The 21422-nt window shown below is 48.0% G+C and carries 19 protein-coding genes; 15 read left to right on the top strand and 4 right to left on the bottom strand.

Annotated elements, in window-relative coordinates:
- Window position 1: 1 nt before the first annotated feature.
- Window positions 2-520: a YwhD family protein gene (locus L3V45_RS17830; RefSeq protein WP_003151045.1), complete on the top strand. Its 519-nt coding sequence runs from the start codon at window positions 2-4 to the stop codon at window positions 518-520.
- A 143-nt stretch (window positions 521-663) separates the two neighbouring features.
- Window positions 664-1095 carry a hypothetical protein gene (locus L3V45_RS17825; protein WP_103695198.1) on the top strand — a complete coding sequence of 144 codons (432 nt, stop codon included), beginning with the start codon at window positions 664-666 and terminating at the stop codon, window positions 1093-1095.
- A 23-nt stretch (window positions 1096-1118) separates the two neighbouring features.
- Here the strand turns inward: L3V45_RS17825 and L3V45_RS17820 are convergent, their stop codons facing one another.
- The gene (locus tag L3V45_RS17820) at window positions 1119-3191 is read right to left on the bottom strand and encodes a transglycosylase domain-containing protein (protein WP_048367772.1); all 2073 of its coding nucleotides are present in this window, start codon (window positions 3189-3191) and stop codon (window positions 1119-1121) included.
- Window positions 3192-3390: 199 nt separating this feature from the next.
- Here L3V45_RS17820 and speE point away from each other — a divergent pair, with 199 nt between their 5' ends.
- Both speE and speB read left to right on the top strand, forming a co-directional pair.
- Entirely contained in the window at window positions 3391-4221 is an 831-nt protein-coding gene (speE, locus tag L3V45_RS17815; protein WP_003151052.1) for a spermidine synthase, read from the top strand.
- Between the two features lie 59 nt (window positions 4222-4280).
- Window positions 4281-5153, top strand: a complete 873-nt coding sequence (speB, locus tag L3V45_RS17810; protein ID WP_003151054.1) for an agmatinase — start codon at window positions 4281-4283, stop codon at window positions 5151-5153.
- A gap of 122 nt (window positions 5154-5275) precedes the next feature.
- On the opposite strand, the gene L3V45_RS17805 is transcribed toward speB, so the two are convergent.
- Window positions 5276-5395 (bottom strand): PhrC/PhrF family phosphatase-inhibitory pheromone, encoded by a 120-nt coding sequence (locus tag L3V45_RS17805; RefSeq protein WP_017418707.1) that lies wholly within the window; start codon window positions 5393-5395, stop codon window positions 5276-5278.
- Window positions 5379-6524, bottom strand: a complete 1146-nt coding sequence (locus tag L3V45_RS17800) for a response regulator aspartate phosphatase (protein ID WP_234949492.1) — start codon at window positions 6522-6524, stop codon at window positions 5379-5381. The genes L3V45_RS17805 and L3V45_RS17800 overlap by 17 nt, the downstream gene beginning before the upstream one ends.
- Before the next feature lie 291 nt (window positions 6525-6815).
- Between L3V45_RS17800 and L3V45_RS17795 the strand changes: the two genes are divergently transcribed.
- The 4 genes from L3V45_RS17795 (at window position 6816) to L3V45_RS17780 (ending at window position 11050) form a co-directional block, all read left to right on the top strand.
- Window positions 6816-7244 carry a YwiB family protein gene (locus tag L3V45_RS17795; protein WP_003151069.1) on the top strand — a complete coding sequence of 143 codons (429 nt, stop codon included), beginning with the start codon at window positions 6816-6818 and terminating at the stop codon, window positions 7242-7244.
- Window positions 7241-8911: an arginine--tRNA ligase gene (gene argS / locus L3V45_RS17790; protein ID WP_003151071.1), complete on the top strand. Its 1671-nt coding sequence runs from the start codon at window positions 7241-7243 to the stop codon at window positions 8909-8911. The genes L3V45_RS17795 and argS overlap by 4 nt, the downstream gene beginning before the upstream one ends.
- Window positions 8912-9045: 134 nt before the next feature.
- The gene (gene narK / locus L3V45_RS17785) at window positions 9046-10236 is read left to right on the top strand and encodes a nitrate transporter NarK (protein ID WP_003151073.1); all 1191 of its coding nucleotides are present in this window, start codon (window positions 9046-9048) and stop codon (window positions 10234-10236) included.
- Between the two features lie 97 nt (window positions 10237-10333).
- A complete protein-coding gene (locus L3V45_RS17780; RefSeq protein ID WP_003151075.1) occupies window positions 10334-11050 on the top strand; it encodes a fumarate/nitrate reduction transcriptional regulator Fnr in 717 nt (238 codons plus the stop codon).
- A 31-nt stretch (window positions 11051-11081) separates the two neighbouring features.
- Here the strand turns inward: L3V45_RS17780 and L3V45_RS17775 are convergent, their stop codons facing one another.
- Window positions 11082-11801, bottom strand: a complete 720-nt coding sequence (locus tag L3V45_RS17775) for a YwiC-like family protein (RefSeq protein ID WP_003151076.1) — start codon at window positions 11799-11801, stop codon at window positions 11082-11084.
- A 142-nt stretch (window positions 11802-11943) separates the two neighbouring features.
- Here L3V45_RS17775 and L3V45_RS17770 point away from each other — a divergent pair, with 142 nt between their 5' ends.
- The 7 genes from L3V45_RS17770 to cls all read left to right on the top strand — a co-directional run bounded on the left by L3V45_RS17770 (window position 11944) and on the right by cls (window position 21353).
- Window positions 11944-12420: a cyclic nucleotide-binding domain-containing protein gene (locus tag L3V45_RS17770; RefSeq protein WP_015387562.1), complete on the top strand. Its 477-nt coding sequence runs from the start codon at window positions 11944-11946 to the stop codon at window positions 12418-12420.
- Between the two features lie 176 nt (window positions 12421-12596).
- Window positions 12597-16283, top strand: a complete 3687-nt coding sequence (locus L3V45_RS17765; protein WP_236837131.1) for a nitrate reductase subunit alpha — start codon at window positions 12597-12599, stop codon at window positions 16281-16283.
- On the top strand, window positions 16273-17736 hold the full coding sequence (gene narH, locus L3V45_RS17760) for a nitrate reductase subunit beta (protein WP_060387221.1): 1464 nt from the start codon (window positions 16273-16275) through the stop codon (window positions 17734-17736). The genes L3V45_RS17765 and narH overlap by 11 nt, the downstream gene beginning before the upstream one ends.
- Before the next feature lie 25 nt (window positions 17737-17761).
- Window positions 17762-18319: a nitrate reductase molybdenum cofactor assembly chaperone gene (narJ, locus tag L3V45_RS17755; protein ID WP_060387220.1), complete on the top strand. Its 558-nt coding sequence runs from the start codon at window positions 17762-17764 to the stop codon at window positions 18317-18319.
- Window positions 18316-18987, top strand: coding sequence for a respiratory nitrate reductase subunit gamma (gene narI, locus L3V45_RS17750; protein WP_060387219.1), 672 nt, complete (start codon window positions 18316-18318; stop codon window positions 18985-18987). The genes narJ and narI overlap by 4 nt, the downstream gene beginning before the upstream one ends.
- 138 nt (window positions 18988-19125) lie before the next feature.
- On the top strand, window positions 19126-19755 hold the full coding sequence (locus L3V45_RS17745; protein WP_052586836.1) for a YitT family protein: 630 nt from the start codon (window positions 19126-19128) through the stop codon (window positions 19753-19755).
- A gap of 95 nt (window positions 19756-19850) precedes the next feature.
- Complete coding sequence (gene cls / locus L3V45_RS17740; RefSeq protein WP_043867509.1) at window positions 19851-21353, top strand: cardiolipin synthase; 1503 nt, start codon at window positions 19851-19853, stop codon at window positions 21351-21353.
- Window positions 21354-21422: the final 69 nt, after the last annotated feature.

Genomic DNA, 21422 nt, shown 5'->3' with positions numbered 1-21422 from the left:
CATGGAAGAAAAAAAGAAGAAAACAATCGGATTTAATATTATTAAAAGTGATCCGACCGACGGACATGGCGGTTTTGGCGCCGGGTCGCTGAGCCTTGACAATATTTCTCCGGTATTTGTCGATGTGGAAGAGAAGGAAGCTTTCGTAGACATCGGCGCAATGCATGCCCGCAGTGTCGTTGAAAAAGGCATCAAATTCCTGCCGAACAAAGATGAAGTGCCGAACGGAAAACCGTACTGGCTCGTGTGGGTCACCATCGACAGAAAAGAAGAAGGCCCTTATTACGCGGGTGTGACGGCTTGTGAAATGACCGTGGACAGAAGTATCCGCAGAGGCTATAAGTCATTGCCGGAGCATGTGAATTTAATGGATAAATCAATGAAGCGCCGCATTATCGTGGACAAAATGGACGCCAGCTCAAAGCAGGTGCTTGCTGAATTTCTGCAGAAGCATGACCAAGGGCTCTGGGAACGTTCATCCGATGAATTGAAAACGGGTCTGCTTCCGGACGAAAAATAATTTGTGAACTTTTTGTGAACTTTATAAATATTTGCACTAATTTGCAATTGTACTGAGTAAACTGTTGATACAGAATCAGGACATGGAAAGTCCCGAGCCGAACCAAGACTCGGGGTTTTTCATGTTTACGCGGAGGTTTCATCATGTTCACCGTCTTTGACATCGGGCCTTGGATCATTGAAGCAGATACGGCGGAAACGAGAAAGCAATATGAAAAATCATGGCCTGATCCCTGCGATTGCGGGAGCTGCCGGAACTTTTCCGAGGCGGTGAATCTCCTTCCCGCCGAGAAAACAAGACTGTTTACGCGGTTTGGGATTCGTCCGGCTGTCTGTCACGACTTGGGGGAGCATGGAAAGGAAAACGGCCTGCATCATTATGCGGGCAGCTATCCGATTGTCGGCAGGCTTAGGGAAGGCTGGCCGAAGTTTCATATTGAGAGAGAGGGAGATATCCGCTTTTCGTTTTCTTTGCCTAGTACAACATTTTTTATACCGAAGGGTTTTCCTGACCCTATTATCCATCTCGACTTTTCACTCTTGCTCCCATGGGTGCTTGAGGAAGACGCGGATTAAGCCCGGCGCGCAATGCACCGGGCTCAGTCTTTTTTGCCGAGCCACTTATCCCACCACTTTTTGCGCGGAGCTTCTTTACGGGCGGGGACGTGTTCCTTTTCTTTTTTAGACGGTTCCGGTCCGTAGCACACATCCGCGGGCTCAGTGCCTGCGATGAAATACGTGTAATGCTTTGCGGCGCATCCGGGTCCCGAAGTGTAGCCGGAAGCGGGGTCAATATAGACGCCCGTGACGCCCTTCGGCGGTTTAAGCGCTATTTCCGGTTCTCCTTCGAGCGCCTTCTCCATAAAGTCCGCCCAAATCGTCTTCGCATAGCTTTTTTCTTCTACTGAATCAATCGTGCTGCTTTTGTCATAGCCTGTCCACACACCGGCGGCAAGAGCCGGATTAAAGCCGATCATCCAGCTGTCTGCGCTGGTCGTGCCTGATTTCCCGCCGTACGTCCGGGTCAGCCGGTCTGAAATGGTGCGTCCCGTGACGGAAGTATAGCCGTTTAAATCCTCATCAAACATGCCCGTCATCATGCTCGCCGTCACAAAAGCGGCTTTTTTATCAAGCGTCTGCTGATGTCCGCGCGGCTGTTCATACAAGATGTTGCCGGCGGTATCCGTCACTTTTGTGATAAAGGAAGGGGTGATTTGTTTTCCCCCGTTTGCGAGCATCGCATAGGCATTAACCATCTCAATCGGGCGCACGGGTTCAGTCCCGAGCGCCAGAGACGGAAGGGGCTTTAAATGTTCGCTGATGCCGAATTCCTTTGCCGCCGACACGAGCTTATTCATGCCGAGAAAGAGATGGGTCTTCACGGCATAAATGTTGTCTGATAAGGCAAGCGCCTGAAGCAGCGTAATCGGTTTATTGGCGTAGTAGCCGTTGTAATTGCTTGGAGAATAGGTATCTCCGTTGTCGTCAATCTGGAACTCTGTGGCTTCGCTTTTCATCAGCGTGACCGGTGTAAAGCCGCTTTGAATCGCTTTGTAATACAAAAGCGGCTTGATCGTGGAAGCCGGCTGCCGTTTCGCCTGTGTCGCCCGGTCAAACGGGCTTTTTTCGTAGTCACGTCCGCCGAGAAGCGCAAGCACGCGCCCTGTTGCCGGATCAATCGCGGAAAAGCCGACCTGAATGTCAGAGCCGGTACGGATCGTATGTGCCACAGTGTTTTCCGCGATCCGCTGCATGCGCTTATCAAGCGTTGTATAAACACGCAATCCGCTCGTTGCGAGCTGTTCGCGCGTCATGCCGAGCTTTTTCTCGAGTTCTTTCATCGCATCATCGTAAAAATAAGGTGCCGTTTTCGCCGCGGTTCTGCTTTTCAGCGGCTGATAGGCAAGCGGCGTTTTCTTAATCCTTTCCGCCTTTTCTTTTGAGATCATTTTTTGTCCGGCCATCAGACGGAGAATGGTTTCCTGGCGCTGTTTGGCCTTCTTTTCACTGACATATGGCGAATAGCCGGACGGGCCTTTCGGTATGCCCGCCAGAAGCACGGCTTCCGCATCGTTCAGATCTTTGGCGTGTTTGCCGAAATACAGGCGGGAGGCGGCTTCAATTCCGTATGCGCCGTGGCCGTAATATATCGTATTTACATAACCTTCTAAAATCTCGTTTTTAGAATAGTTCTGTTCAAGGCGGATCGTGTAAAATGCTTCGTTCCATTTTCGTTTCCATGTTTTATCATGCTCAAGGTAGAGATTTCTCGCGTATTGCTGGGTGATGGTGCTGGCGCCCTGAACCTTGGCCATTGCCTTTATGTCAGCCAGCGCGGCGGCGGCCATCCGCCGGTAATCAAAACCGTGGTGATTGTAAAAGTTTTGATCCTCCACCGCAATCGCGGCCTGCACCGCTGTCGGATTGATATCTTTTAACCGGACCCAGTAGCGCTTTTCCCCGAAATCGGTCTCACCTAGCTTTGAGCCGTCATTTGCATAAAGAATCGTAGACTGAGGAACCCGGACGGAGGGGGCGCCCTGCCATTTCGCTGCAAGAAGAACGGATGTGAAGCAGACGCCGGCCAGCATTCCGCCGATCAGTGTCAGAAAGATGCAGGCGCGGATGATTTTGAATGTGATTCTGAGCTGATTTCCAGATACTTTATCCACTTTTGGGAACCCCCTTTTTCATGATTCTATTATTATGTGAAAAAAGGGGGTTTTTTAAACATATCAAACCGGACACTTCTTTACTTTTTCCCCTCCATCCTCTATACTTTTTCCTTAGGTGAAAATGAGATTTTAACCGGAATAAAAGCGATACAGACGCTTACAATAAATGAAATAAGCCTTGAAAGGGAGATGACAATTGAGCGAGCTTTGGTATACGGAGAAGCAGACGAAGAATTTCGGCATTACATTAAAGGTGAAACAAACATTACATACGGAACAGACGGAATTTCAGCATCTGGAAATGGTGGAGACAGAAGAATTCGGCAACATGCTGTTCTTAGACGGAATGGTCATGACATCTGAAAAAGACGAATTCGTCTATCATGAAATGGTTGCGCACGTCCCGTTATTTACGCACCCGAATCCGGAAAACGTTCTCGTTGTCGGCGGCGGAGACGGCGGTGTCATCAGAGAGATTCTGAAGCACCCAAGCGTAAAAAAAGCGACGCTTGTCGACATTGACGGCAAGGTTATTGAATACTCTAAAAAATTCCTTCCGTCCATTGCGGGCAAGCTTGATGATCCGCGCGTCGACGTGAGAGTCGATGACGGTTTCATGCACATCGCGAAATCAGAAAATGAGTATGACGTCATCATGGTTGATTCAACAGAACCGGTCGGACCGGCCGTCAATCTGTTCTCAAAAGGCTTCTATGCCGGAATTTCCAAGGCGTTAAAAGAAGACGGCATCTTCGTCGCGCAGACGGACAACCCGTGGTTTACACCGGAACTGATTACAAACGTACAGCGTGACGTGAAAGAAATCTTCCCGATCACCCGTCTGTATACGGCTAATATCCCGACGTACCCGAGCGGCCTGTGGACATTTACGATCGGTTCTAAAAAGTACGATCCGCTTGAAGTAGAGGACAGCCGTTTCTTCGACATCGACACGAAGTATTACACGAAAGAGCTTCACAAAGCAGCATTTGTTCTTCCGAAATTTGTGAGCGACTTAATCAAATAAAAACGTACGGCGCAGGAGCGAATCTTGCGCTTTTTTACAGGAAAGCGAGGGTATTATTGATGAGATTTGATGAAGCATATTCAGGAAAAGTATTTATCGCGAGCCGCCCCGACTGGAAAGAGGCGGACGCCATCCTTTACGGCATGCCGATGGATTGGACGGTCAGCTACCGTCCCGGTTCACGGTTCGGCCCGGGGAGAATCCGCGAGGTGTCTATCGGTCTTGAAGAATACAGCCCGTACCTCGACCGTGACTTGGCTGATTTGAATTTCTTTGACGCCGGAGACATTCCGCTTCCGTTCGGCAATCCGCAAAGAAGCCTTGATATGATTGAAGAATACGTGGACGGCATCCTAGAAAAAGGCAAGTTCCCGCTCGGCATGGGAGGGGAGCACCTTGTATCATGGCCTGTCATAAAAGCCATGTATAAGAAGTTTCCGGATCTTGCCATCATTCATTTTGACGCGCACACCGACCTGCGCACGGATTATGAAGGCGAACCGCTTTCCCACTCTACTCCGATCCGCAAAGCGGCCGAGCTCATCGGGCCGCAAAACGTATTTTCATTCGGCATCCGCTCCGGAATGAAGGAAGAATTTGAATGGGCGAAAGAAAACGGCATGCACATTTCTAAGTTTGAAGTGCTTGAGCCGCTGAAAAAAGTGCTGCCGCAGCTTGCGGGACGCCCGGTTTATGTCACGATCGATATCGACGTTCTTGACCCCGCTCATGCGCCGGGAACGGGCACGGTTGACGCGGGAGGCATCACGTCTAAAGAATTGCTCGCGTCCATCCATGAAATCGCGCGCTCAGAGGTCAGCGTAAAAGGCGCCGACCTCGTAGAAGTGGCACCGGTCTATGACCACTCAGAACAAACCGCAAACACGGCAAGCAAGATGATCCGTGAAATGCTGCTTGGGTTTGTGAAATAGAAAGAAGAAAACCCGGAATAACAGGGCAGAAGCAGCCTTTGTTCCGGGTTTTTTGTAATAGATATTAAAACACTCGAGGGGATTGTCCCCGCAAACCTAAAATGAAATCTTTCATAATAAATTCAAATCATGGCGCGTTCAGAAACATAATAATGAGGAGTTAAGCTATTCATTATCCCTGCTGATACTAATATCGTACTCACAGCAAAACAGACTATAAGTAATTTATACTTCAATTTCATATAAATTCACTCCTCCTTCGATCTGCTGTCTGGCTTCTTCAACTTTTAAAAAGTAGACAGAAGCTTTTTTATATTCTTCTTTTGTGTAATAATATTTAGCTACATCAAGGGCTAATTCCTCAATATCAGCATACATCAATTTACTTTCAAGAAAATGCAGACAATCGTTTATTAATGTATCTCTTGGATCCGGCATATATAAATATTCCAAAAATTTAAATTTTTCCTCGTAAATTATATCATCTATTTCCTTACATATTGAGATGCCTTTTTTATGATAATCGTACGCATTATCTATATTTTCTAACTTAAAATAAATCTGTGTAAGTAAGAAGTAGGGCTGCGGAAGTGAATGGCTCATTTGAGCTTTTTCAAAAACAGCTATGGCTTCTTTTAAATGGGGAATAGCCTCGACTTTATTGTTTTGATTATTATGGCATAAAGCGATGTTAAAAAGTGTTCTCCCCATTAATTGCGGCTGCTGTTCCAATCCAGCCATCGTATATGCCTTTTGAAAGTGGGAAATCGCGTGATCGTATTGCTTTACATCAAGATAATTAGCCCCAAATAAAGAATGGCACTGGGTTAATCTAATATTGTATTTTTTTTCATCTTTATAAATTAAATAAGCCTGCCGCGCATAATCCATCGATACATAAGTTTGTTTCATATAATAATAGACTTCTGACATTTTAAAGTAAAATTCAGCTTTTTCTATATGATCTTTAACGTACGTCAGTTTGCTTTCAGCTTTCTTAAAAAACTGAATCGCTGAAAGATATTCACGGCATTCCAGCTCATACATCCCCCGGAAAAAATTAAAATAATAATCAAGCCGTCCGGTCAGCCGGGCCTGCTTTTTATCAATATCCGCGAGCAGATCCGATAGTCTCGGCTGTTCTTCTATCCGCTGCGATTCCAGCGGTTCGAGGTATTCGAGCATCAGATTGTGGCGGAATTCCATGAGAGAATAGTACAGATGAAGATCCTGATCTTCTTCCAGGCCTGCAAGCTCTTCTTTGATTTCTCTCCGCAAGTACTCGGCGTCCGGGATGCTGAACCTTCGAATGTACATATACCATTCGTTGATTTTTTCTCCAACCGCTGAAGACGATAAAACACTCGCCACTATTCCGAATCCCTCCCTTCCACGTTATGTATATGACATATTTTATCATTTTCATTCGGAAGGATAGCGCAAAAATACCGCAAACTTTTCCCCTTTGACAAAGCCGTCCGCCGAAGGAACCGCATTTATCCCGCAGCCTAGGATTTCCGGTTTTTTCATTTTCCTTAAAAATCATGTTTATCTTCAAAACCAATCAGCAAAGATGGTAAGATAGGAGGAAGCGGTTGAACTTTTTCCCTTGAAAACTTATACTATTCAGGTTAAGCGGGATGATGAAAAGGAAGTGTCAGCATGAGACAGGAGACACCAGTAGCCATTCATGTGCAATCATTCATTCATAACGGCTCCGAAGAAGAGTCGGTTGAATTTACATCGAGTGGATTCTATTACGTGAGAAACGGCAAAACGTATCTTTCCTATCACGAAGAGCATGATTTGGGCAAGATTAAAACGGTCGTCAAGATTACAGAAAAAGAGATTCTCGTAATGAGATCGGGCGCCATCCAAATGAAACAGCGGTTCATTCCGGGGGCATCGACACTCACTCAATATAAACTGCCGTTCGGACAAATGGAGCTCCGTACGGAAACGAAAAACATTCAATCTGATGTCGGCGGTTCGGAAGGCTCCGTCAAACTGACATATAACATGACTGTAGGCGAAAACCAAGAACATGTACATAACATGACGATCCAATATAAGGAGGAAACAAAGGCATGAATATTGCGGAACAAATGAAGGACGTGCTGAAGGAAGAGATCAAAGCGGCCGTTCTGAAAGCGGGCCTGGCGGAAGAAAGCCAGATTCCAAGCGTACTGTTAGAAACGCCGAAAGACAAAACACACGGTGATTATTCCACAAACATGGCGATGCAGCTGGCGAGAATCGCAAAAAAAGCGCCGCGCCAAATCGCTGAGGAGATCGTGGCGTCATTTGATAAAGGCAAAGCTTCCATTGAAAAGATGGATATTGCGGGGCCCGGCTTTATCAACTTTTACATGAACAACAGCTACTTAACAAAACTGATTCCGTCCGTGCTTGAAGCGGGTGAACATTACGGAGAGACAAACATCGGACAAGGCGAAAAGATTCAGGTCGAATTCGTATCGGCCAACCCGACGGGAGATCTTCACTTAGGCCATGCGCGCGGCGCGGCGGTAGGTGACGCGCTGTGCAGCGTGCTTTCTAAAGCGGGCTATGATGTGAGCCGTGAATACTATATTAATGATGCTGGCAACCAGATTAACAACCTGGCGCTTTCCGTTGAAGTCCGTTATTTTGAAGCGCTCGGCCTCGAGAAACCGATGCCGGAAGACGGTTACCGCGGCGAGGATATTATCGCCATCGGGAAAAAGCTTGCCGAAGATTTCGGCGACCGTTTCGTACATGAAGAGGAGAGCGAACGTCAGGCGTTTTTCCGTGAATACGGCTTAAAGTACGAGCTTGATAAACTTCGCTCCGACCTGGAAAATTTCCGCGTGCCGTTTGACGTATGGTATTCTGAAACGTCACTGTACGAAAACGGAAAAATTGATCAGGCGCTCGAGGCGCTTCGCGAAAAGGGCCATGTATACGAAGAGGACGGCGCGACATGGTTCCGCTCCACAACGTTCGGTGACGATAAAGACCGTGTGCTGATCAAAAAAGACGGCTCATACACTTATCTGCTGCCGGATATCGCATACCATAAAGACAAACTTGACCGCGGATTCGACAAGCTCATCAATGTATGGGGCGCGGATCACCACGGGTATATTCCGCGTATGAAAGCGGCGATTGAAGCGCTCGGTTACAAGAAAGGCACATTGGAAGTTGAGATCATTCAGCTCGTTCATTTATACAAAAACGGCGAAAAAATGAAGATGAGCAAACGTACGGGGAAAGCCGTAACGATGCGCGACTTGATTGAAGAAGTCGGCTTGGATGCCGTGCGTTATTTCTTCGCGATGCGCAGCGCTGATACGCATATGGATTTTGACTTGGATCTTGCCGTATCCACATCTAATGAAAACCCTGTGTATTATGCGCAATACGCACATGCACGTATTTGCAGCATGCTTCGCCAAGGGGAGGAGCAGGGACTTAAACCGGCGGCAGATCTTGATTTCAGCCATATTCAATCAGAAAAAGAATATGACCTGCTGAAAACAATCGGCGGCTTCCCTGAAGCAGTGGCAGAAGCGGCGGAAAAACGCATTCCTCACCGTGTCACAAACTATATTTATGATCTGGCTTCCGCTCTGCACAGCTTCTACAATGCGGAGAAAGTCATCGATCCGGAAAATAAAGAGAAGAGCCGCGCGCGTCTCGCTTTAATGAAGGCGACGCAAATTACGCTGAACAATGCGCTTCAGCTGATCGGCGTATCCGCTCCGGAAAAAATGTAATGATGATCAAAGGACAAAGTCTTCGGGCTTTGTTCTTTTTTTTGCATATAAAGCGTGTGATGTAATTCACAATCCCGTACACTGAGTTTTTGTATGATAAGACTGATATTGAATCAGTGAAAGGGGCAAGCCGAATGATCAATCGTCAACATATTCAATTATCGCTGCAGTCATTAAGCTTAGTGGCAGGGTTTATGGTGTGGGTGCTGATTTCATCGCTCATTTCTCAAATGACATCAGATATTCATTTAAGCAAAGGCGAGATTTCATTGGTGACGGCGATTCCCGTTATTCTCGGATCGCTTCTCCGTATTCCTTTAGGATATTTAACGAACAGGTATGGCGCGCGGCTGATGTTTATGATCAGCTTCATCCTGCTTTTGTTTCCCGTATTTTGGATCAGTATCGCGGATTCTTTATTTGATTTAATCACGGGCGGCTTTTTCTTAGGGATCGGCGGAGCGGTATTCTCCATCGGAGTGACGTCCCTCCCGAAATATTATCCAAAAGAAAAGCACGGTGTCGTCAATGGGATTTACGGTGCCGGAAACATCGGGACCGCCGTTACTACCTTTGCGGCGCCGGTTATCGCTCAAGCCGCGGGATGGAAAGCAACCGTGCAGATGTATCTTGTTTTGCTGGCTGTTTTCGCATTACTGCACGTTTTGTTCGGCGACCGGCATGAGAAGAAAGTCAAAGTTTCCATAAAGACACAAATGAAAGCCGTTTACCGAAATCATGTGCTGTGGATGTTGAGCCTGTTTTATTTTATTACGTTCGGCGCCTTTGTCGCCTTTACCATCTATCTTCCGAATTTTTTGGTTGAGCATTTTGGGCTGAGCCCTGCGGACGCCGGTCTGCGGACGGCCGGCTTTATTGCGGTCTCTACGCTGCTCAGGCCTGTGGGAGGGTTTCTTGCAGATAAACTGAGCCCGCTCCGCATTCTGATGTTCGTTTTCGCAGGGCTTACGCTGTCAGGCGTCATGCTGTCATTCTCCCCGGCGATCGGCCTTTATGCGTTCGGATCGCTGACGGTGGCAGTCTGCTCAGGGATTGGAAACGGGACGGTATTTAAACTGGTGCCTTTCTATTTTTCGAAGCAAGCGGGGATTGCCAACGGTATTGTGTCTGCCATGGGCGGACTGGGCGGTTTTTTCCCTCCGCTGATTCTGGCAAGTGTATTTCAGGCAACAGGCCAATACGCGATCGGGTTTATGGCGCTTTCAGAGGTTGCGTTAGCCAGCTTTGTCCTTGTGATCTGGATGTATTGGCAGGAAAGAATGAAAACACATACGGAGAGAAACAGTCATAGCCTTGATTCATAATGATCCATTCACAAGATTGTTAGTTTTTTCTGGGTGAGTGCAAATCAAGTCACGTTACAATATACATACGCAACGTGACTTTCTTCGAGGTGAGCTCATGAATATTCTCTCTTTCCGAAAATCTGATAAAGAACTTCTTTCCCGCGAACTGCATGAATTGCTGGAATCGATCAGTACGAAAAGGAAAATGAAAAAACACACGTATTTGTTTCAAGAAGGAATGGATGCAGAAGAGCTTTATCTGATTCAATCAGGACTCATTGAAATCGGCAAGCTGACATCTGACGGAAAAGACCTGACACTTAGAATCTGCCAAAAACACGATATTGTCGGAGAATTGACGCTATTCACAGATGAGCCGAGATATATGCTCAGTGCGAAAGTGTTAGAGGACGGGGAGGTGCTCGTCATTAATAAAAACAGGCTGGAAAAGGAATTGATCCAAAACGGTGTTTTGACGTTTGAATTTATGAAATGGATGAGCACCCACCTGCGAAAAATCCAGTCTAAGATCAGGGATCTGCTTCTTCACGGCAAAAAAGGGGCGCTCTATTCCACCCTTATCCGCTTATCAAACAGCTACGGGGTGGAACGAAGCGACGGGATTCTGATTAACATTGTGCTGACAAATCAGGATTTGGCTAAGTTTTGTGCGGCGGCAAGGGAGAGCGTCAACCGCATGCTGGGAGACCTCCGCAAACAAGGGGTTATTTCGATAGACGAAACCGGAAAAATTATTTTGCACAAGCGGGACTATTTACGATGCGAGATCGAGTGTGAAAATTGTCCGCTTGAGATCTGCAATATTGACTGAAAAAAACAAGGGCAGCCGATGTCCTTGTTTTTCAGCTTGTGATACATATACACATGACGGCGAAAAAGAAGCCGGCATTTACGATTTCCAGAATGCCGATCGTTTTCACCGGCCAGTCTCTTCCGTGAAAAAACCAGGCCCGCAGACTGCTTGGGATAAAAGCGAGAAACGCCCAGCCTGCCCCGAGAAGAGCCGATAAAAAGGGGAGCAAGAGGTGATATCCCCACGACCAGTAAGCAAACCTTCTGTTTTTTCTCTCCCGTATGACCGATTTCACATAAAAAGAACTCCCGACAAAAAATAAAGCGGATTGCAAGAATAGAAACCAAGCCCAGCCGTCAAGGATTCCCGTTCCCAGCCAGCAGCTCGCAAGCCCGCCTGAACAAAAGAACAAGACTCCCGCAATATCATTCGTGAGCGCCCGTTCGTTTTTTCGGCGGGCATAATGCGTATGTATGAGAAACAGCGGCAATAAAAAAACACCGATCCAGACGAGCTGCGGTTTATGAAAGACAGAAATGATCAAAAAGCAGCAGGCCGGAAAACCGTAATACCATATCCACTTTTGATAAGGCTGAAGCTGTTTCTTTTTCAAAGCGAGCGAAACGGGATAAACCGTCAAGTAAAGGAACAGCCAGCCCAGAAAGAGCGGAATATGCCATAAAACCGGGCCTCCCTTGACCATGCCGAGTAAAAATGGAATCAGCAGCATCGCCCATGCGCCGTGCTGCTTCGGAATCATCGCTTTCATCGAAACCCTCCTTTTTATTTCATTATAAGTGCAGTCATCCTTCCGATAAGTGACATTCATCATACAAGCTGTGAAATATATCACTGCCGCGCGGGCTCAATCGGGCTACACTAAAGCTATCAATAGCACAGGAGGCTTTCCTATGAATCAGTGTGACTATTTATTATTTCTGAAACAACTTCCTATGTTTAATGAAGTGCCTCTGTCCATTGTCGAAACCTTGCTGAAAAACGGGACGTTTATCCGCGGCTCATCTGACCAATCTCCATCCTTTCTTCATTCACAATCCGTTTATATTGTATTAAAAGGCAATATCCGTTTTACGGACAGCAGGCTCCCTGAAGGGTCGCAAACCGTTGCGCTGTGGGAAAAAGGCGATGTGTTTCCGATTGATGAAAAAGGCGGGCTCTCTTTATCGCCTTTTATCTCAGTCAATGCCTCACCGGATATTCTGGTACTCCATATTCCGTATTCTATATTTAAGCAAATGATGTCTTACCATCCGCGGCTGCAAATGAACTTTTTGGCGATGCTTCAGCAAAATGTCTTCTGTTCCTATCAGTTGTTTTTGCGGTATCTGCATACATCACTGGATGAAAACGCCGAACCCGGTTCTTAAACAGAACCGGTTTTTTTGATGACGCGGGCGTCCTCATATCGTTTGAAAATCCTTCCTGCTGATCTGTGTGAACGTTTTGTGAAAAAAGCAGAGTGTGTGACTTAGTTCACAAGGTGATGCGCCGTCTCTGTTTATAGTGTACATAGCATCACCTGACTCGGAAGGAGTGAACGATCATGAAGAAAAAGAAAATGAGTCCGTTGCTCAGGAGATTAAACTATTTTTCTCCTATCGAACATCATTCAAATAAACATAGCCAAACGACAAGCGAAGATCGTGATTGGGAGAATGTATACAGAAACAGATGGCAGTACGACAAAGTCGTTCGCTCCACCCACGGCGTCAACTGCACGGGTTCTTGCAGTTGGAATATTTATGTGAAAAACGGAATTGTCACGTGGGAAGGACAAAACTTGAATTATCCATCAACAGGACCGGATATGCCTGATTTCGAACCGAGAGGCTGTCCGCGAGGGGCCAGTTTTTCTTGGTACATCTACAGCCCGCTCCGTGTGAAATATCCATACGTGCGCGGTGTGCTGATCAATTTGTGGCGGGAAGCATTGCAGGCGCATCAAAATCCGCTGGATGCCTGGAAATCGATCGTTGAAAACCCTGAAAAAGCGAAGTCCTATAAACAGGCAAGAGGGAAAGGCGGCTTTGTCCGCGCGGAATGGCCGGAAGTGCTGAAGCTGATTTCAGCCTCTCTGCTGTATACAGTCATGAAATACGGGCCTGACCGGAATGTCGGCTTTTCTCCGATTCCAGCTATGTCCATGATCAGCCACGCGTCAGGTTCGCGATTCATGTCTTTAATCGGCGGCCCAATGCTCAGTTTTTATGACTGGTATGCGGATCTCCCGCCGGCGTCCCCGCAAATTTGGGGCGACCAGACGGACGTTCCGGAAAGCAGTGATTGGTACAATTCAGGCTATATCATCACATGGGGCTCCAACGTTCCGCTAACGAGAACGCCTGATGCGCATTTTTTGGCGGAGGCCCGCTATAAAGGCGCCAAGGTGATTTCAATCAGTCCCGATTTTGCGGAGTCCTCAAAGTTTGCGGATGACTGGCTCAGTATCCGCCAAGGGACTGACGGAGCCCTGGCGATGGCGATGGGTCACGTCATTCTGCAGGAATTTTACGTGAATCAAGAGACGGAACGTTTCATGGAATACGCGAAGCAATACACGGATTTTCCATTCCTCGTCACCTTATCAAAAGAAAATGGCGTATACACAGCGGGACGGTTTCTGCATGCGAAGGATATCGGACGGCAGACAAAGCATGATCAATGGAAGCCGGCGGTCTGGAATGAACAGACAGGTGCGTTTGCCATACCGCAAGGAACAATGGGCTCCCGCTGGGACGGGCAGCAGAAATGGAATCTGCACATGATCGACGAAGACACCGGGGAACAGATCGAGCCCCGTCTCTCCGTGCTCGGAATAGAGGACGAAATCAGTACGGTGCGCATTCCGTATTTTTCAAATGACGGAAACAAAGTGCTTGAGCGGAATCTTCCTATTAAAAAACTGGGACTGAACGGCGAAGAGGTGTGTGTCACGACTGTATTTGACTTGATATTGGCCAACTACGGCGTGAACCGGGGCATCGGCGGACAATCAGCCGCATCTTATGATGATCCCCGTCCGTTCACACCTGCCTGGCAGGAACAGATCACGGGAATTAAAAGAGAAGCCGTTATACAGATTGCCAGGGAGTTTGCCCAAAATGCGATTGATACAGACGGCAGATCGATGATTATCGTAGGGGCGGGAATCAACCACTGGTTCAACTCCGACACGATTTACCGCGCGGTGTTAAATCTTGTTTTATTGGTAGGCGCCCAAGGCGTAAACGGCGGAGGCTGGGCTCATTATGTCGGTCAGGAAAAGCTCCGTCCTGCTGAAGGGTGGCAGACGATCGCAACCGCAAAGGACTGGGAAGGCGTGCCTAAACTGCAAAACGGCACCTCATTTTTCTACTTTGCGACAGACCAGTGGCGTTACGAAGACCAGCCGATCAGTGACTTGGCTTCACCGATCGCTTCTTCATCCCGCTACAAGCATCACGCCGATTACAATGTGCTGGCGGCCCGATTAGGGTGGCTGCCGTCCTACCCGACATTCAATCAAAACGGCATTGATCTGTACAAAGAAGCTGAAAAAGCGGGGGCGGCGACACCTGAAGACGTAGGTGCGTACGTGGCCTCACAGCTTCAGGAGAAAAAACTGAAATTCGCGATTGAAGACCCGGACAATGAAGTGAATTTCCCAAGGAATCTCTTTGTATGGCGGGCAAATCTGATCTCAAGCTCAGGAAAAGGGCATGAATATTTTCTTAAGCATCTGCTGGGGACGACGAACGGTTTGATGAATGACGACAGCGACAGCATCCGCCCTGAAGAAATCAAATGGCGGGAGCAGGCGCCGGAAGGCAAGCTCGACTTGTTAATCAATCTCGACTTTCGAATGGTCGGTACGGCGCTGTATTCCGATATCGTGCTGCCGGCGGCGACATGGTATGAAAAACACGATCTCAGCAGCACGGATATGCACCCGTTCATTCATCCATTCGCTCCGGCGATCTCGGCGCCGTGGGAATCGAGGTCAGACTGGGATATTTTCAAAGCACTGTCAAAAGCCGTTTCCGACCTGGCGGAAGAAGTCGATATGGAGCCGGTGAAAGAGGTAGTCGCGACGCCGCTCCTCCACGACACGATGCAGGAATTGGCCCAGCCGTTCGGAAAAATCAATGACTGGAGCAAGGGCGAATGTGAAGCCATTCCGGGAAAAACGATGCCGAACATCCATGTCGCTGAACGGGATTACAAACACATTTTTCATAAAATGACCGCGCTCGGCCCTCATACGGCTTTAAAACCGAGCGGAACAAAAGGGATGAGCTGGTCGATTGCGGATGAATATGAATCACTCAAAAAGAGACTGGGAGAAACCGATTCAGACGGCGTTGCCAAAGGATGCCCGAATATAAGTGAAGCAAAGCAGGCGGCAGAAGCGATTTTAACCCTGTCGTCCACCTCAAATGGAAAGGTCGCCGTAAAAGCATGGGAATCGCTTGAAAACATCACAAACCTGAAGCTGAAAGACCTGGCGGAAGAACGCGAGGAAGAATGCTTTACGTTCGAGCAAATTACAGCCCAGCCGAAAACGGTCATCACGTCTCCGGCCTTTACCGGCTCAGAAAAAGGGGGGCGCAGGTACTCGCCGTTTACGACGAATGTGGAAAAATTAATCCCGTGGCGGACACTGACCGGCAGACAATCCTATTATGTCGATCATGAACTGATGATGGAATTCGGTGAAACGATGGCGACATTTAAACCGATCCTCCAGCACCGTCCGTTCCTGAGCAAGCGGCCTGATCAAGAGGGCAAAGAGATCGTTCTTAATTATTTGACGCCGCATAATAAATGGTCCGTCCACAGCATGTATTTTGATTCCCTGCCGATGCTGACGCTGTTCCGGGGCGGGCCGACCGTGTGGATGAATAAAGATGACGCAAAGGACACGGATATCAAAGACAACGATTGGATTGAATGCTTCAACCGAAACGGCGTTGTCGTGGCGAGAGCGGTTTTGTCTCATCGGATTCCTAAAGGAATGGCGTTTATGCACCATGCCCAGGACCGCCACATCAACGTGCCCGGCACAAAACTGACGAATAACCGCGGAGGCACCCATAACAGCCCGACAAGGATTCACGTCAAGCCGACCCAGATGATCGGGGGCTACGCACAGCTCAGCTACGGCTTTAACTATTACGGTCCGACGGGGAATCAGCGCGATCTGAATGTCGTCATCCGCAAGCTGAAGGAGGTCGATTGGCTTGAAGATTAAAGCGCAGATCGGAATGGTCATGAACTTGGATAAATGCATCGGCTGCCACACGTGCAGCGTCACCTGCAAAAACACGTGGACAAACCGTTCCGGTGCGGAATATATGTACTTCAATAATGTTGAAACAAAGCCCGGTATCGGCTACCCGAAGCAATGGGAGGACCAGGACAAATATAAAGGCGGCTGGACGTTGAAAAAAGGAAAGCTTGAACTGAAATCAGGCCCGAAAACAAACCGGCTTGCAGGCCTTTTCTATAACCCGAACCAGCCGACGATTGATGACTACTATGAACCTTGGAACTATGATTATGAAACATTAACAAACAGCCCGCAGAAAAAGCACCAGCCGGTGGCGCGGCCGAAATCGTCCTTGACGGGCGATTTTATGAATATCGAATGGGGCCCGAACTGGGAGGATGATCTCGCTGGCGGCCACATTACGGGTCTTGAAGATCCAAACGTGCAAAAGATGGAGGAATCGATCAAAACAGAATTCGATGAAGTCTTTATGATGTATCTGCCGCGTATTTGTGAGCACTGCATCAATCCGGCGTGCGTGTCCTCCTGCCCGTCCGGCGCCATGTACAAACGCGAGGAAGACGGCATTGTGCTTGTGGATCAAAACGCATGCCGTTCATGGAGATATTGCGTCTCATCCTGTCCTTATAAAAAAGTCTATTTTAACTGGCAGACGAACAAAGCGGAAAAATGCACACTCTGCTTTCCGCGCTTGGAGGCGGGGCTGCCGACCATCTGCTCCGAGACGTGTGTAGGCAGAATCCGCTATCTTGGTGTCATGCTGTATGACGCGGACAAAGTGGAGGAAGCGGCATCTGTTGAAAATGAAAAGGATCTCTACCATTCTCAACTGGACGTTTTTCTTGATCCGAATGATCCTGAGATTGCCAAACTGGCAAAAGAACAAGGCATCCCGGCTGAATGGATAGAGGCCGCGCAGCAATCGCCGATCTACAAAATGATCATTGACTGGAAGATTGCGCTTCCGCTTCACCCTGAGTACCGTACGCTGCCGATGGTTTGGTACATTCCGCCGCTCAGCCCGATTATGAATCTCTTTGAAGGAAAAGGCAGCCGGCAAACGGCGGAAGCGATTTTTCCGGCTATCGACCAAATGAGAATTCCGATTGACTATTTGGCCCAGTTATTAACGGCCGGTGATACGGATCATATTCGGTCAACGTTAAAGAAAATGTCTGTCATGCGCCAGTATATGAGGGCGGTTCAGACGAATAAATCCATCGACCCGGCACTGATCTCCAGTGTCGGCTTAACAGAAAAGCAAATTGAAGACATGTATCGGCTGCTTGCGATCGCCAAATATGATGACCGCTTTGTGATCCCAAGCAGCCATCGAGAAGAAGTGTCTGATTTATACGCTGAACAAGGAAGCTGCGGCTTGTCATTTTCAGGCGGCCCCGGCTCTTGTTTCTAACTTTTGATAAATGAGGTGGAACAAGATGAACACCACAGACCGGCAAATCACATTCTCCGCTCTTTCCATTCTTCTCTCTTATCCGGATGAAGAGTGGAGAGCCGGGCTTCCCGATTGGAAGGCTCTTATCCATGACATCACCAATCAGCAAATCCGTGAGAAACTGCTGCACTTTTTCGAGGTGTCAGCCAGGTTTTCTCGAGAAGCGCTGATTGAACACTATGTCTACACGTTCGACTTCGGGAAAAAAACGAATATGTACGTCACGTACTTTAACTCAGGCGAGCAAAGGGAACGCGGCATCGAATTGCTGCATTTAAAAAACACCTACCAGCAATCCGGTTTCCTGCCGACAGAGAAAGAGCTGCCTGATTATCTGCCGCTGATGCTGGAATTCGCCGCGGTTGCGGAGATTGAAGCGGCGAGAAGCGTGTTTGAGAAATACCTGTCCAATGTGCGGGAGCTGGCTTCCCGCCTAGAAAAAAATGACAGCCTCTATGCTGAGCTGCTGCATGTGCTGCAGGCCGCGCTGGAAAGCATCGGTGTACGTGAAAGCACTGAAGAAGGGGCTGTTCAGGCATGAGCGGGCAGATCCTGTGGGGGATTATGCCGTACATGGTATTGACGATCTTTATCGGCGGGCATATTTACCGCTATCAGCATGACCAGTTTGGCTGGACGGCGAAATCAAGCGAGCTGTTAGAAAAGAAAAAACTTGCGGCGGGCAGCACACTTTTTCACTGGGGACTGCTGTTCGTTGTCGGCGGACATGTCATGGGAATTCTGATCCCGGAAGGCGTGTATACTGCACTTGGCATTTCAGAGCATACGTATCACAAAATGGCGATCGGCGCAGGCCTGCCGGCGGGGATCGCGGCTTGTGCCGGACTAGTGATCCTGACATACAGAAGGCTGTTTGACAAAAGAATCCGCAAAACCAGCTCGCCATCGGATATCTTGACGCTTATTCTGCTGCTGTTCATGATGGTGTCGGGCGTTGCGGCCACGTTTCTCAACATTGACTCGAAAGGATTTGATTACAGGGAAACAGTCGGGCCGTGGTTCAGGGAAATTGTTTTGTTCCGGCCTGACGCTTCTTTGATGGAGAGTGTCCCGCTATGGTTTAAGTTTCATATCATCATAGGGTACGTCGTTTTTATCCTCTGGCCGTTTACAAGATTGGTTCACGTGTTCAGCCTGCCCCTCAAGTATTTGACCCGCAGCTATGTTGTCTATCGGAAACGCACGTAAAAATCCCCTGCAAGAGGGGGATTTTTTTATGGTGAAAAAATAAAAACATAAGATATTTTCTGCCAAGGTAATGGCTGGGCGGCGGGGATTCCTGTTATGTTTTATGTGGAAATAATATCAACAAAAGGAGAGTGAAGAATGAAGCGGATTTTCCTCATTTTAGCCGCCTGTCTGATGACAAGCGCCGGCGTCCTGACACTCAGACATTCTCATGTATTAACCGGCGGCACAGCGGGACTGTCACTAAGCCTGTCGTACTTGTTTCATTCCTCATTTGCGATTATCTTCTTTCTGATCAATATCCCGTTTTATATATTTTCTCTCATCAGAATGGGAATCAAATTCACTCTATCCACCGTTTTTGCAGTCACTGTGCTGACTCTGTTTACCGGCGCGGATCACTGGCTGCCGCCGATCTCTGTTTCACCGCTTGCCGGGGCGATTTGCGGCGGGGCGCTGATCGGGTTCGGCCTGTCGCTCATGTTTTATCATCAGGCATCGCTCGGCGGCGCCAATATCCTCGCTTTATTTCTGCAAAAGCGCTGCGGATGGAATCCGGGTGCCGTTAATTTCCTCTTCGATTTTGGCGTCGTGCTGGCCGGCATTTTTTCCGTCGGATTGCTGAAAGGGCTCTTCTCCTTAGTGTCGATAGCGGTCACCGGTCTGATCATCGGCATCTTTAAAAATAAAATCAAAGGCAGCTGCTCGCTCAATCCGGCATTGCTTCAGAACATCACAACCGGCCAGTCACAGGAAGTGTCATCATAATCCTTTCCGCTCGTGCGGAGAGGATTTTTCATATGTTTACAGGCTGGAAAACAGAGGGTATACAGAGATATCGGATCAGATGGGAGAGAGTCGGGATGCTGAAAAGGAGACTGGAATTTTGCTTTTTATATATGATGCTTATCGGAGCATATGTCATATGGTTTTTTCCGGTTTCCAGGCTTGAGTTTTACGGAGGGTTGCTTTGCTACGCAAGCATTATTTTGTTCAGCATCTATTCGTTAATTCTTGAAAACCGCACCTCGCAGCACACGCTGTTATGGATTCATATTCTTGTGTTTTTTCCGATCGCCGGGTACTTATTTTACCTTTTTTCCGGCCAGCTTTATGAAAAAGGCAAGCTGTTCAGGTCGAAACGGACATACAACCGGGAAAAGCTGAGAACGATATTTGATATGGAACAGACGCCCGATCTGTCCGGGCTGAAAGGAAATCAGAAGCGTTTCTTTCAATATTCAATCAAGGCGTCCCATATGAATATCAATACAAAAAGCAGGCTGAAGGTGCTCAAAAACGGGGATGAAACATTTCCGGAGCTGTTTGAAGCGCTCAGGTCGGCAGCATCATTTATACATATTGAGTATTACATGTTCAAATCAGACATGCTTGGGCACAAGATGATGGACATTATGATGGAAAAAGCGCGTCAAGGCGTGGAGGTGCGGTTTTTGTTCGACGCGGCCGGCAGCCTGAAGCTGGCCGGAAAAGACATTAAAAAACTGAAACGCGCGGGCGTGAACATCGTCCCGTTTCTGCCGCTGAAATACGGTTTTTTCAACCAAAAATTCAATTTCAGAAATCACCGCAAGATCGTCATCGTTGACGGGAAAACCGGTTTTGTCGGCGGGCTGAATGTCGGCAAGGAGTATATCGGCAAAGACCAAAGTGTCGGTTTTTGGCGGGACACCCATATGAAAGTCGAAGGAGAAATCGTTCAAACGCTCCACAGCATTTTTATGCTTGATTGGGAATACGTTTCGGATGAGGTGCTGATTGATCAGAAAGCATACAGCCGCCCGGTCCCTGCAGAAAGCGGCGGCGTCTATCAAGTCGTTCCGACGGGACCCGATATGAAGGAGCGGATGAGCGATCTGTATTATGCCATGATAGCGGCGGCCGAATCATCTGTATGGATCGCGACGCCTTATTTCGTGCCGAATGAGCCGATCCGCACAGCGCTAAAGGAGGCTGCTGCCAGAGGCGTCCGGGTGCGAGTCATGGTGCCGGAAACCAATGACGGATTTTTAACCCAGTACGCGACGAGATCGTATTTCCCCGAGCTTCTTCGCGAAGGAATCGAAGTCTATTCCTATCAAAAAGGCTTTATGCATCAAAAGGTGCTCATCACTGACGGAAACCTCGCCTCTGTCGGGACGGCGAACATGGACATGAGAAGCTTTCAGCTGAACTTTGAGGTCAATGTCTTTTTTACAGATCAAAAGGCGATCAAAGATCTTGAAGCGCATTATCTGGAGGATATGAGAGAGTCTGAGAAAATCAGCCCCGTCCGTTTCTATAAGCGCACATTATGGGAAAGAACGAAGGAATCCTTCGCGCGGTTATTTTCCGGCGTTTTATAAAAAACGCTTTTAAAACTCCTTGTGTATAGTATAATTGAGAAATATTATCATTAGGAACGAGGCACAAGG

Source organism: Bacillus sp. R45 (assembly GCF_021729365.1).
Taxonomy (GTDB): Bacteria; Bacillota; Bacilli; order Bacillales; family Bacillaceae; genus Bacillus; species Bacillus velezensis.
The sequence above is the reverse complement of the archived record's forward strand: the minus strand, read 5'-3'. Positions and strand labels throughout refer to the sequence as shown.